8 protein-coding genes are annotated in these 14,688 nt (G+C 41.4%); 6 read left to right on the top strand and 2 right to left on the bottom strand.

The window, feature by feature from the left end; all coding sequences use genetic code 11:
* The first annotated feature begins 42 nt into the window (after positions 1–42).
* The 6 genes from addB to MHH33_RS13535 all read left to right on the top strand — a co-directional run bounded on the left by addB (position 43) and on the right by MHH33_RS13535 (position 11,763).
* Positions 43–3,537, top strand: a complete 3,495-nt coding sequence (addB, locus tag MHH33_RS13560; protein ID WP_342542019.1) for a helicase-exonuclease AddAB subunit AddB — start codon at positions 43–45, stop codon at positions 3,535–3,537.
* Positions 3,521–7,243, top strand: a complete 3,723-nt coding sequence (gene addA / locus MHH33_RS13555) for a helicase-exonuclease AddAB subunit AddA (RefSeq protein WP_342542018.1) — start codon at positions 3,521–3,523, stop codon at positions 7,241–7,243. The genes addB and addA overlap by 17 nt, the downstream gene beginning before the upstream one ends.
* Positions 7,244–7,245: 2 nt before the next feature.
* On the top strand, positions 7,246–8,403 hold the full coding sequence (locus MHH33_RS13550; RefSeq protein ID WP_016428039.1) for a DUF418 domain-containing protein: 1,158 nt from the start codon (positions 7,246–7,248) through the stop codon (positions 8,401–8,403).
* Positions 8,404–8,479: 76 nt separating this feature from the next.
* Positions 8,480–9,382: a fumarylacetoacetate hydrolase family protein gene (locus MHH33_RS13545; RefSeq protein WP_342542017.1), complete on the top strand. Its 903-nt coding sequence runs from the start codon at positions 8,480–8,482 to the stop codon at positions 9,380–9,382.
* A 295-nt stretch (positions 9,383–9,677) separates the two neighbouring features.
* Positions 9,678–10,049, top strand: coding sequence for a YisL family protein (locus tag MHH33_RS13540; RefSeq protein ID WP_342542016.1), 372 nt, complete (start codon positions 9,678–9,680; stop codon positions 10,047–10,049).
* A gap of 256 nt (positions 10,050–10,305) precedes the next feature.
* Positions 10,306–11,763 (top strand): alpha-amylase family glycosyl hydrolase, encoded by a 1,458-nt coding sequence (locus MHH33_RS13535; RefSeq protein WP_342542015.1) that lies wholly within the window; start codon positions 10,306–10,308, stop codon positions 11,761–11,763.
* Positions 11,764–12,045: 282 nt separating this feature from the next.
* Here the strand turns inward: MHH33_RS13535 and MHH33_RS13530 are convergent, their stop codons facing one another.
* Together MHH33_RS13530 and MHH33_RS13525 are read right to left on the bottom strand one after the other, a co-directional pair.
* Positions 12,046–12,984 (bottom strand): helix-turn-helix domain-containing GNAT family N-acetyltransferase, encoded by a 939-nt coding sequence (locus tag MHH33_RS13530; RefSeq protein WP_342542014.1) that lies wholly within the window; start codon positions 12,982–12,984, stop codon positions 12,046–12,048.
* 367 nt (positions 12,985–13,351) lie between these two features.
* On the bottom strand, positions 13,352–14,680 hold the full coding sequence (locus tag MHH33_RS13525) for a CoA-disulfide reductase (RefSeq protein ID WP_342542013.1): 1,329 nt from the start codon (positions 14,678–14,680) through the stop codon (positions 13,352–13,354).
* Positions 14,681–14,688: the final 8 nt, after the last annotated feature.

The raw sequence follows: 14,688 nt of genomic DNA, 5'->3' as shown, positions 1-14,688 counted from the left end.
TTTGTTTGTTTTTTATACATGATTCAATAGGGGGGCATGGATGTGTCATTACGATTAATTACCGGACGAGCTGGTGTAGGGAAATCTGAATTCATGCGGCATGAAGTAACTGAAAATGCCATGAGTAATCCACTGGGTGCGCCTATATTTTTTGTGGTACCTGACCAAATGTCCTTTTCCACTGAATTTGCACTTTCAGCAATGGATCATTCAAAAGGAATCATCCGTACACAAGTCACTACATTCAAACGACTGGCTTGGCGTGTATTACAGGAAACCGGAGGGATAAGCCGTCAGGAAATCAGTGGATTCGGCTACCGCATGTTAATCCGCCGATTGCTTGAAGAACACAAGGAAGAGTTCTCTCTTTTTAAGCAAGCCGCCAATAAACGAGGATTTACTAACCAGATGGAAATGCTGTTAAAGGAGTTCACCCGATACTGCCTTGACGGTACAACTTTAATTTCTCTTGAGGAATCTCTTAAACAACTGAATGCCCCGCGCACTTTACAAGATAAGTCACATGACTTGTCGGTTTTGTTGCGTGCTTTGGAGGAACGGCTTGGAACTGCTTATATTGACAGCGAAGGTTACTATGCTTTGCTGTCCAAGCAAATTGTTCAATCGGAATTAATTGCTGAGGCGGACGTTTATATTGATGGTTTTGTGACGATGACAACCCGGGAATACGAAATTATCGGAGAACTGATTAAACATGCGAAACGCGTCACCATTGCACTGCCTTTGGATGATGAAAGCCTTGATTTGATGGATGAGCAGTCATTATTCCACAGTGCCGCTAAGACTGCAGAACGTTTAAAGGAAGTGGCACGTACTGAATCCATAGCAATTGAACCTTCAATCCATTTAAACGAAAACAAGCGTTTTATGACAAATGAGATTAAACATATTGAAGCGAACTTACATAGTTATCCCGTACCATCCATTGACGATCATAATCATGTACTTGTGGTGGAAGCGGACAGTAGAAGGGCAGAAATTCACGCAGTTGCAAGACATATCCGAAGTCTTGTTCGTGACGAACAGCTTCGCTATCGTGATGTTGCGATTTTATATCGCCAACCCGAAGTGTACGATGAATTGATTGAAACCACATTTGCTCAATACGATATTCCTGTATTCATCAATCGGAAAAAGGCCATGCTTCATCATCCATTGGTCGAATTCAGTCGTTCTGTTTTTGAAGCAGTTTTAAATGATTTTCAATATGAGCCAATGTTCAGGGCCATCAAAACGGATTTGTTCTTCCCGCTACAAGCAAATAAAAGAGTATGGCGTGAACGCGCAGATCGTTTAGAGAATTTCGTGATTTCACAAGGGATTTATGGCGATCGCTGGTCGGATGAACGACGCTGGCTCGTGAAAAAATACCGTGGACTTGAATTCCATTCAAAAGTTCAAACAGATGAAGAACGTGCTATCCAAGCTGACATAACTGCAGTGAGAAACATCGTTTTGACCCCTCTTCAGGAGTTTAGACGGAAAATAGAGGCATGCGGGACAGGAAGAGACGTCGCACAGGCACTATTTGAATTAATCGAAGAGTTACAGATTTACGATAAGCTGCAAGGGTTAAAAGATGAGGAAAATGAACAGGGGCGTCTTTTGTTAGCTACCGAGCATGACCAGGCCTGGTCACAGTGGGTAGATGTACTGGATCAATTTGTGTTGATGTTTGGTGATGAAAAACTGACTCCTAAAGAAAGCTTGCTACTATTGGAAGAAGGTTTTGACACGTTGGAGTTCTCCCGCATTCCACCGTCACTCGATCAAGTAACCGTAGCAACGGTTGATTTATCCCGATTGTCTGATATTCGGGCAGCATTTGTAATTGGCGTCAATGACGGGGTATTTCCAAAACGACTCGAACAGGAAGGGTTGCTTTCGGATACCGAGCGGGAATGGTTTATGCAAATTGGCTTTGAGCTGGCTCCGACGTCAAAAATGCGTCTGATGGACGAATCCTATATGGCGTACCGAGCGGTGACAACAGCTTCCGAAAAACTGTTTGTGTCATACGCTGTTGCGGATGAAGAAGGGAAAGCACTGCTTCCTTCGACATTCATCAAACGATTGCAACAATTGTTGCCGAAAATCGAATTGGAACTGGCTGTCATTGATCCGGCTGTTTTGAAAGACAGTACAGATTACTATATCCAACATCCTCGGGCAACTTTGCCGTACCTTGCCACTAAATTAAAACAAGCGGTTGTAGAAGGAAATCTGGAGGAAGAATGGCAGGCGGTTGCTTCCTATTATGAAAATGATCCATTTTGGCATAGCGTTTTCGAACGGATTATTCGACCACTGACGAATCCAATAATCGCAGAGCGTCTGGACCGTGAAACGACCAATGCCTTGTATGGGGATACGTTTACATCCAGTGTGTCACGTGTCGAGAAATATTACAGTTGTCCTTTTGCACATTTCGCAACGTATGGTTTGCGCTTGGAAGAACGCGCAGAATATTTACTAGAAGCCCCGGCCATCGGAGATTTATTCCATGCCGCTTTGAAATGGATTTCTGACGAAACGAAGCGATTGGGGTTAACTTGGGCACAGCTTTCAACTACTCAGGCTTGGGAACTGGCGAGACAAGCAGTAGAAGAAATTTCGCCATTTTTTGTCCATCAAATTTTACTCAGCACAAAAAGATATACCTATATTCAACGTAAACTCGTCCAGATTTTGCAACGCACCATGACGACTTTACGTGATCATGCCAGTGTCTCGACTTTTGTTCCAATCGCGATAGAAGCTGGTTTTGGTCCTGGAGAAGAATTGCCCACATTGGAAATCCCATTGAAAAATGGTCACGCCATGAAAATGCGTGGTCGAATAGACCGCGTGGACGCAGCTGTTGTGGATGGCCAGCCATTTGTGCGAATCGTTGATTACAAATCGTCCGCTAAAGGACTTGATTTAAATGATGTGTATTATGGAATTTCCCTGCAGATGCTTACGTATTTGGATGTGGCTGTCAGTAACTCGGCAATTTGGTTAGGTGAAGATGCCAGTCCGGCAGGCGTGTTATATATGCATGTTCATAATCCAATGTTGAAATTGGCTAAAGAGCTTTCTGACATGGACCTTGCGGAAGAAGTATTTAAGAAATATAAAATGCGCGGTTTACTGATAGACGATGCCAACGTCTTAAGTGAAATGGATACGGAAATAGCAGGCACTTCAAAAGTTATACCAGCCCGCATCAATAAAGATGGCTCCATATCCAAATCTTTTTCGAAAGTTGTGTCCACACAGGACATGGCGAATTTGCGGACATTTGTACGTAAAAAGCATCAGCAAGCCGGAGATGGGATGCTCGCTGGCGATACACGGGTTCTGCCCTACAGGATGAAGGATAAAACAGCATGCGACTATTGTAATTTCCGTAGTGTATGCCAGTTTGATCCTACAGATCCTGAACAGCACTATCGTAAACTGTCGGTAGGTACACTAGAAGAAGTCACGCAACGAATTAAAGAGGAGGTCTCACCTGATGCTCATACCGATTAAACCACAAGATGTTACATGGACTGACGCTCAATGGCGCGCCATTTTTGCAGAAGGACGTGACATACTCGTTTCAGCGGCAGCTGGCTCAGGAAAAACGGCTGTCCTGATTGAACGTCTAATCCAAAAGATGATTCGTGAAGATAATCCGATTGATGTGGATGAGCTTCTCGTTGTGACATTTACCAATGCATCGGCGGCCGAAATGCGACACCGGATGGCGGAAGCGCTGGAAAAAGCGCTTGTGAAAAATCCGAATTCCAGTCATTTAAGAAGACAATTGAGTCTATTGAATAAAGCGCAAATCTCGACACTTCACTCTTTTTGTTTATCCATTGTTAAGCAGTACGCTTACATCCTCGATTTGGATCCGGGATTCAGACTGGCAAACGAAGCGGAAGCAGCTCTAATTCGTGATGATGTATTGGCTGCGATATTGGAGTCGGCGCATAAAGCGGAAAATCCGGAAGCGCTGTACAGACTTGTTGACAGTTTCACGACAGACCGGGACGATCAAATGATTGAAACGTTGATTGATAAATTATATGACACAGCAAGTGTACATCCGGAACCGAAGAAATGGTTACAGTCAATCCCACAAAGCTATAATGTGCCTGACGATATGGTAATCGATGATCTGCCCTTTATCGGAGCGCTTAAACTGACCATCCAGCATGCTATGGAAGAAGCGTATGCGATGACGGAAGAGATTCGTCAATATGCGTTGCTTCCGGCAGGTCCAGCTCCTTACGGGACCACAGTGGAACAAGATCAACTCGTAATTGCTGAAGCGATTCGTCGTATTTCCACACAATCGTGGCAGTCGACTTTTGACTTTTTCCAAACGTTGAAATTTGCGACGGCTGCCCGCATCCCGAAAGATACGTTCGACGACGAACTCGTTCAAAAAGCGAAAGATAAACGTGATCAATTGAAGAAACGCGTCAATGGTGTGAAAGAAGCCTATTTCACACGAACACCAGCAAGATTATTGCAGGAAATGAGAATGATGCACCCTCTTCTAGTAACATTGGTGGAACTGACATTAACTTATGGTGACCAATATCGTTTGGCAAAAAGTGAGCGAGGGTTAGTCGATTTCTCGGATTTGGAGCATTTTGCCTTGCAAATATTGACGGAAGAAGAAGATGGCCAACTTGTTCCTTCAAGCACGGCACATGACATCATGATGCAATACAAAGAAGTTCTAGTGGATGAATATCAGGATACAAACCGTTTGCAAGAAACCATTTTGCAAATTGTCAAAACCGGTACGGAAGCAAATGGCAATATGTTCATGGTGGGTGACGTCAAACAATCGATTTATCGCTTCCGATTGGCTGAACCGATGTTGTTCCTGGAGAAGTACTTGAAGTTTACGATAGAACCGCAACATACAGGTGTGAAAATCGATTTAAATGCCAACTTCCGAAGTCGCGCGGAAGTTTTGGATGCAACCAATTTTATATTTTCTCAAATCATGGGGAAACGAGTTGGGGAAATTCAGTACGATGAAGCGGCAGCCTTAAAAGCAGGAGCTCCGTATCCGGATCAGCCATCTTCAGTAGAGCTTACGATTCTGTCTCAGCAAACGGAAGATGTCGATGAAGGTGCGAGTGAAGACAAAGAAATCAATGAAGAAATCTTAGAAATTGACGAGTTGAAAAAATCCCAGTGGGAAGCTCGCTATATCATCCGAAAAATTCGCTCATTAATGGATCAGAAAACGATGGTCGTCGATGCGTGGACAAAAAAAGAACGTCCACTTGAATACCGGGATATAGTGATCCTGACGAGATCTATGACTTGGTCAGCTGATCTAACGGAAGAATTCAAGCAGGCGGGCATTCCGTTATATGCTAACCTTTCAAAAGGTTATTTTGATGCGCTTGAAGTGATGATTATGTTGAATACCCTGCGTATTGTCGATAATCCATATCAGGATATTCCCCTGGCTTCGGTGCTAAGGGCACCATTTGTCGGGTTAACGGAAGCAGAGCTTTCCCATATCCGTCTATCCGCTCCTAAAGAACCATTTTATGAAGCACTTAAAAACTTCGTCCGAATGGGTGGCAGTGGCATCGCTTCCGAAACAGCTGAAAAGCTGCAGCGATTCTTCCTTCATTATGAAGAATGGCGTGATTTGGCACGACGGGGATCATTGGCAGATTTAATCTGGCGAATTTATATGGATACCCACTATTACGAAATGGTCGGCGCCATGCCAGGAGGAAAACAAAGACAAGCGAACTTGCGTGCGTTGCATGACCGTGCACTGTCTTATGAAAAATCGTCCTTCCGTGGACTTTTCCGCTTTTTGCGATTTATCGACCGAATGAAAAAGCGTGGAGACGACTTGGGAACAGCACGTGCAATGAGTGAAAAAGAAAACGTCGTCCGTTTAATGACAATCCATTCTTCCAAGGGACTTGAATTTCCTTATGTGTTCATTGCCGGTCTTGGCCGTGACTTCAATCAAATGGATTTCAATGAACTGTATTTATTTGATCAGACGTTCGGTTTGGCTGTAAAAGCAGTGGATCCGGATAAACGAATTTCCTTTACATCACTGCCATTTTTGGCCATGAAAGAAAAGAAGCAGCTGGAGCTGAAGTCGGAAGAAATGCGGGTTTTATACGTAGCGATGACACGAGCAAAGGAAAAGTTAATGCTCGTCGCGACTGTTAAGGATGCACAAAAATCGATTGACAAGTGGCAGGATATTTCCGCTTCCAGTGGCGATATGTTACCGGAATATGTACGTTCACGTGCGAAGGGGTTCCTGGATTGGATTGGTCCTGCCGTCGCTAGACATCATGACTTCGCGTTGTGGCAAGGACAGGTGGATTCAGATGCATTGCAACATCCATCAAAATGGTCGTTTGAAACGATTCATGTAGAAGAATTACGACAGGTCATTGCAATCGATACTACTTCAGAGCCGTCTGATGCCACGAAGCAAAAAGGAATTTCCCCGGAAATAATGAGTGAAGTGGAACGTCGATTCAATACAGTCTATATTCACGAGCGTTCAACCGTCAAACGTTCCAAGCAATCGGTAAGTGAACTGAAACGAATTGATCAACTGCGAAAAGAAGAAGAACCCGAATTTTTCAGGACGAAAGAAGTTCAGCAAGCCATTACCAGTGTTCATAAACGGCCTGCTTTTCTACAACAAGGGGAGCACAAACTAACTAGTGCAGAAATTGGTACAGCGATGCATACGGCCATGCAGCACCTCGATTTCAATTTACATCCTGGCAGGGAAATGATTGAATCCTTTATTCAACTGCTTGCAGATCGTCAGTTGTTGACTACAAATGAAGCAAAAGCCATAAAAGTGAATGCCATTGAAAACTTCCTGCAATCACCGCTTGTGGACAGATTGCGTCATGCTTCCGAAGTCCTGCGTGAAGTACCTTTTACGTATGGTATGAAAGACGAGGATGGGGACATTCAAATTTTGCAGGGTATCGCAGATTGCTTATTCCAGGAAGAAGATGGACAGTGGGTATTACTCGACTATAAAACCGATCGAATTAAAGGTGTTTTCCATAACGAGACTTCGATTTTGCGGGAAATGCAGCATCGCTATGGTTTACAGCTGTCGCTCTATCAAAAAGCTATAGAAAATATTCTTTCCATCACCATCAAGGAAAAAATATTGTATTTGTTTGACTCGAATCAAATCATTGTATTGGAGGATTGAAGGTGAATTTAAGACCTACAGAATTACAGGAACGGGTCGTTGCAATCGATATGATGCGCGGCTTCTCACTCCTAGGGATTTTTATCGTCAATATGCTGGCGTTTCATACTCCCTATTACTACATAAATCCGTACACTTGGTATACAGATCTGAGTGATAAAGAAACGTTTCAATGGATAGATATAGTGTTACAAGGAAGTGTATATCCTTTATTTTCCATGCTATTTGGCTATGGATTGATGATGCAATTCCTTAAATCAAAGCAACGAGGAGGATCTTTCCTACCACTTGCAATACGCAGGTTAAGCGTATTATTGATCATCGGAATTCTACATGCTTTCCTTATTTGGTCAGGTGACATATTGATCACATATGCACTGAGTGGGTTTATTATCATTTTGTTGTTGCGACTTTCAAGTGGCTGGTTACTTGGAATTGCGTTACCTCTTTATCTCATACCGAACTTAGGTTTCTCGTTTTTACTTTATTACGCAGCGCAAACTGGCCAAGAATTTTATGCCGGTGTACAGGAGATTGAATCTTCTATCCTGGCATTTGGTTCTGGAAGCTGGACTGATATTTTCATTCAGCGGGCAGCCGATTGGAGCTATGCCAATATTGAGTCGGGGACCTTATTATTAATAGGTATAACGATTTTCCCTTATATGCTGCTTGGTGCTGCGGCGGCTAAAGCGAAATTGATTGAACGCACATCAGAGAAGAAGATTTTTTGGATTGGATTGACGGTACTAACATTGGCAGTGGGCTATTTCATCAAGTTCTTGCCTTTCACAAAAGAAGCGGACTTTTTCACAATGTATGTGCAAGATATATTTGGAGGTCCCTTGGTCGCTATTGGCTATGCAGGACTGATTGCACTGTTATGTCAATTAACTGTCTTCCGTAAGCTCTTCTCGCCTGTTGCTAAAGTTGGAAGAATGTCCATGACGACATATTTAACACAATCAGTCATTGCCACCACCATCTTTTATTCTTATGGGTTTGGCTTGTATGGCAAAGTGGATGTATTGACAGGAACTTGGCTAGCTGTCGGAATCTTTATCGTCCAAATAATATTCGCAGAAATCTGGTTATCCAAGTTTAAGCAAGGACCGATTGAAATGCTCTGGAAAAGAGCGACGTATGGAAAAATTAAATAAAAAAAATCGATGAAAAATTTGTCGAAGTATCGTAGACTGAATTAAACAAAATTTCATTCAGAGGGAGTGTCAGTGTATGAAAATCGTTTCTTTTCGTTATGAAGGTCAAATTCGTTTCGGTCCCAAGGTGAAGAAAGAAGAAGCCATATGGGACGTGGTGGCGATACAACAGACGCTCCAAGTGTTGCCCGATTTTCCTCAGACCATTGTTGATGGAATTGAAAAAGGAATGGATTTTGTTGAGCAGATGCGTAAGCTCGCAGATGCTGCTCTGAATTCTGAAGAGCCGAATCAATTCAAACGACCATTTACAAGCATCGAATGGCTATCTCCGATTCCACGAACACCGAAAAATATTTTTGGTGTGGGTCGAAACTATGCAGAGCATGCAAAAGAAATGGGTTCAGAAGCTGCACCAGAACATTTGATGATTTTCACAAAATCACCGACAACAATTGCAGCAGACGGAGAATTACTTTCAGTACATTCAGATGCCACTTCTTCATATGACTATGAAGGTGAACTGGCCGTTGTTATCAGTAAAAAGGGAGAAAATATTCCTAAAAAACTTGCTTATGATCATGTGTTTGGCTATACAATCGCAAACGATTTAACAGCGCGTGATTTACAGAAGAAACACCAGCAATTTTTCCTTGGCAAAAGCTTGAAAGGATCTTGTCCGATGGGTCCATATTTAGTGACGAAAGACGAGTTACCAAATCCGCAAAATCTATCCATTGTGACAAAAGTGAATGACGAAGTACGCCAAAATGGACATACAGATGATATGATTTTTTCTGTAGAAGAATTGATTGCACAAATTTCTGCATTGGTAACACTTGAACCCGGAGATGTAATTTTGACAGGAACTCCTTCTGGTGTGGGAAAAGGCTTTAATCCCCCAAAATTTTTGGTAGCCGGTGATACAGTGAAGGTGTCTGTTGAAGGAATTGGCACATTGGTAAACCGATTTGAATAAAGATTTATTTAGGCTTTGTAACATCATGTTATTGAATAAGAGAATCTTCGTGACTCCTGCTGAAAAATGGATTGCCAAAACTCTTCAGTGAGAATAAACGAACGAAATGCAATTTTGTGGCAACACCTTCGTGACCAACATCCTGTTGGCCAGAGGTGGCTTGTCAGTTCGTCCGCGGAAAGGGAGCAGAGATTCACACTTTTTTTATAAATTGAAACTAGTAGGTTAAAAAGTTTATTAGTCAGCGAGATATGATACGATAGAATTGAACGATTAATTAGATGAGGTGACGATTTTGGATTTTTTAGCTAACACGCACTTACACATTACAGCTTGGGTACTAGGTATTATCTTGTTCTTTGTCTCTGTTTTACTTAAGACAGGCAAAGGACAAAAAATCACACATATGGTGTTACGTTTAGTTTACGTATTCATCATTTTGACAGGTGTGGCATTGTTCATGGTTGGCATGGATTCCGATATGGGCATGCTTTATGGATTTAAGTTCCTTGGTGGAATTTTAGTCATCGGCATGATGGAAATGATTTTGGTTCGTATGAAAAAACAAAAACCAACAACGATGTTTTGGGTATTATTGTTTGTGTTCTTGTTTATCACAATGTTCCTAGGGTTCTCATTACCATTAGGCAGCAGCTTTTTAGCATAAACAAAGGAAGAAACCACTTTACTTCATTTATTTGGAGTGAAGTGGTTTTTTTATTGCGTGATTTGAAGGTCAGTGGAGGGTTAGTTGGGAAATCTGGAGGTTTAGGTGGAATCGGACTCTTACAAGGTTCCTTGAGGTATCCATGTTATTTTTCACAGTTTTGACGTAAATACTACTTAAATCTTTGCTAATCATGGCGTGGCAATGTTCCGTTTGATAAAATAACGTAGGAAGATTCGTTAGAGGAGGACCTCAATTGAAAATAGATAAATGGATTCGTGCAACAATTGCAGCAACATTACTTATGGGTTTGATTGCCCCGTTAACTACACAGGCGGCATCAAAACAATCCATTCAAAACGAAAGTATATACGACTTACTAGTCGACCGCTATTTCAATAAAACAATTGAAAATGATTTTGAAGTTGATGCGAGGGAGCCCAGTGCATTTGCAGGTGGCGATTTCGAAGGTGTGGCGGAAAAATTGGATCACATCCAAAAGATGGGCTTTACGATGGTGTCTTTAGGACCCGTCTTTTCAACAGAGACATATGACGGGAAACGTGTCATGGATTACGGGCAACTAGAACGTCATTTTGGGACATCCGAAGAGCTTACAGCTTTGATCAAAAAAGCGCATAAAAACAACATGAGCGTCATGATTGATTTACCGCTTCAAAATGTAAGTGCGAAGCACGTTTGGGCAAAAGATAAGGACAAGGCTTCCTGGGTACAATCCAATGAAGATGGAACGATCTCATGGGATTTAACAAATGAAGATGCACAAAAAGCGATTGAACAGGCAGCGCTTGATTTTGTAAAAAAATATAAAGTAGATGCCGTGCGATTGACTGAAATTGAAGGAATCGATTCTGCGTTTTTAAATTCATTGATCGAGAGCCTTAAAAAAGACAATGAACATTTATCTGTGCTCAGTTCCGAATCTAGTGAAGCTAAATTCGATGCCACATTAGTAAGTGGACAAGAAGATATGTATCGAAACATTTTCAAAAATGTAGATTTAGATTCAAAGGCATTGGAAGAAATATCGACTGAAAATCCAGTCATCCATCAAATTGATACGATCAATTCAAAACGATTCACCGCCAATGCGGCCGAAGAAAATATGTTTCCGCCTACACGTTGGAAAATGGCAATGGCTACTTTATTGTCAATGCCCGGTATACCAATGATGACTTACGGTTCTGAGATTGCAGTAAACGGAGAGAAGCCTCCAGCTTCTCACCCGATTATGGACTTTAAGACTGATGAAGAATTGATTGAATATATTGGAGATGTACAATCGCTTCGAAATGATTCAGCAGCATTTCGGACAGGTTCAATGGAAATGTTATATAACGAAGCCGGCTTGATGGTGTATGAACGTTCGAATGATGAGGAAACTTGGATTGTCGCCATCAACAATACAGGTGGTACTCAAAGCTTTGATATCCCACGAGAAGTGGTTGGCGATAATAAACAACTTCGTGGTTTAATTGAAGGGGATATTTTACGACAAAGAGATGATGGAAACTATCGTCTGGTAGTGGACAGAGAAATTGCCGAATTTTATCAAGTAACTGATGATAAAGGAATCAATAAAGGGTATTTAGCAGCTCTTGTTTTAGTCTACATTCTATTCATGTTCTTCATTTATCTTGTTTGGCGCAAAGGTAAGCAACGAAAATTAGATGAAAAGAAAAATATAGGATAGTTGTAATTCTATTGCATGGGACTGTATACCACCAGCAGCAAAATCGTGTACCCAATGATCAAGCCGGTTTTCCTATTAATTGGAATAACCGGCTTAATTTTTAGTGAGTCCTCGCTTTACCAAGTGAAAGTTTTTTCTATTCTTTTACTTATGTTCAATGGTTCTAAAAGAACATACTTATGTATAAACAGAAAGCATAACATCCCCATCATCTTATAATACTTCCAAAGAGGATAAGCTTTTCCCATCGGTAATGAATCCAACAAGATTGATTTTTCGTTTTTATTTTGATTGGTTTGCATCGGAAAAGTCAAGATCCCATCGTTCTTCTATTAATTGCTCTCCAGTCCATTCTTCATTTGGTTTTTCTTCGGTCAGCCTAAAATTATACTTTTTGTAAAGATATCGAGCGGTCTCGAGCGTGCTTACCGTCCATAAGAACACATGCTGATAATTTTGTGCCTGGCAGAAATTAAGAGCATGCTCCATTAGTTTTTTTCCTAAGCCCATTCCTTGAAAGTTTTCATCTAAAACAAACCATCTTAGCTGTGCTACGTTTTCACTCGACTTAGTAATTGCAATCGAACCAACGATATCACCATTCACTTCAGCAACCCATAACTCTCCACCATCCGTATCGATCATAAATTCAGTTAAACCTTTCATGACGTAATATTCAAAGATTCGTCCGAATTTATATGTCTTTGCATATAACCTTCCATGTAGGTGGGCGACATATCCAATATCTCCGGGTTGAAATGGATGAATGGAGACAACCAGTGAGGAATCATTTTCATTTGAATAAATCGATTCGATTGATTCCATAGATTGGACTAGCTCTGTCAGATGTTTCTTTGATAAATTTTGAATCATTTTATCTACTCCGCTATTTGCATTTTCAACCAAGTCATTGAAAATTTCTTTGCCATATTGTGTTAGAAAGAGGGAATATTGACGTTTATCCTCTGTTGACTGTTTTTTAATGATAATATTTTCGTCCTCAAATCGCTGTACAATTCGGCTCATATAACCTCTGTCTATTCCAAGTTTTTCTCTGACTTCAGTTGCAGTACAACCATTTCTATAATTGAGTTCAGTGATAACCCGCGCCTCTGTTAATGGAAAAGGTTGATTATAAATTTCTTGATCGATTTTACCTAAAACATTTGCATAAAACCTGTTGAATTTCCGGATTTTTTCTACATAATGAATTGTTTCCATAAAAACTCCTCCTCAATATTCAGAAATTTTAAACTAAAAAGAGTATAATGTATATAGTTGACTCAGTCAACTATATAATGATTTTTCAAAAGGATTACCAACGCATAGCAATATTCCTCGAAAAACAAAAATCGCTTGAGACAACATACAGTCCCAAGCGATTTTTTCAATTTCATTAAGATGGATTCTACTGAAATATTAATTCTTTCAATGATCGCGATGTCTAGTTCTAAGCGTCAGCTCGCACCTAAGCTTCAGAACCTCAGGCGAAAGCAGGCTTTCGCATGGGTCTTGCTCCTGCGGTTACTCGTCGCAATGAGAACCTTTCCAGCACTGACGTCGAGCTAAAGTGACGCTTTTCGCTTTTCTAATTAGCTCGGTAACCGACCATATTCACGGGATCTTTTGGTGATGAATAGGGAGGGGCATAGGCCAGTTCCAAAGCTTGTAAATCGTCCATTGTGAGACCGGCAAAAATGGCAGTGGAGAGGACATCAATTCGTTTATCGATACCTTTACCACCAACTGCTTGTGCACCCAATACTTTGCGGGTTACAGAATCATAATGAACTTTCAAGAATATGTTTGCATGGTCCGGATAATAGCCAGCATTGGATTTAGATTTTTGAATAATCGTTTCAAACTTCAGCGGACTATCTTTCAATGTTCGCTCATTTAATCCAGTTAATGCCACATCCAGTGAGAAGACTTTGCAAATCGTTGTACCAAGTAATCCTTTGAAAGGAATTTTTTCTCCGGTGATATGCTTCGCGACGATAAACGCCTGGCGATGAGCTGGCCAGGCTAGCGGAACACGTTTGGCGTCGCCAGTGATGAAATCTTTATTTTCTGCAGCATCTCCGATTACATATATATAAGCATCATTTGTCTGCAAATATTCGTTTGTGACAATCCCTCGCGTTTCGCCAATCGTTAAACCAGCGTCTTCAGCCAATTTCGTATTGGGCGATACACCGATGCTCATAAGAATGAAATCGGCTTGGATCGTTTTGCCAGAATCGAGAACCAGATTAGAACCCTTTACATTGGTAATAAAATCTTCCTTATATACGCGCACACCATGATCACTTAGCTCTTTTTCCACAAGGGTAGAGCAGTCCACGTCCATGATGTTCATCACTTGAGGGGATTTTTCGACAATTGATACGTTCAAACCAAGGTCAACAAGATTTTCTGCCATTTCCACACCGATAAATCCAGCACCCACAATTACACAGCTTTTAGGTTTCTCAGTGGATATATATCCATTGATTTTTTTCATATCACTGAAGTTACGCAACGTGAACATGATCGCGCTTTCCAGACCGGTTGTTTCAGGCACAATCGGTGTACCACCTGGAGAGAGGATAAGAAAATCGTAAGTTTCTTTAAAGGATTGCTGGGACTCGAGATTCAAGACTTCTACCGTCTTAAGCTGGCGATCAATTTTTGTCACACGATGTTTCAGAAAAACATTGATTTTCCGCTCGTTTTTAAACTCTTCAGGAGTTGCCGCAATCAAACGATTGTGCTCTGAAATTTTCCCTCCGATGACATACGGCATTCCGCACGCACCATACGACATCGTATCATCCTGATCGAACACAACAATCTCTGCGTTTTTGTCATAAAAACGAATTTGGGAAGCGACAGTCGCTCCTCCTGCAACAGCTCCAACGATGACGATTTTCTTCATGTTCACTC

The sequence above is a fragment of the Paenisporosarcina sp. FSL H8-0542 genome (assembly GCF_038632915.1).
Taxonomy (GTDB): Bacteria; Bacillota; Bacilli; order Bacillales_A; family Planococcaceae; genus Paenisporosarcina.
The sequence above is the reverse complement of the archived record's forward strand: the minus strand, read 5'-3'. Positions and strand labels throughout refer to the sequence as shown.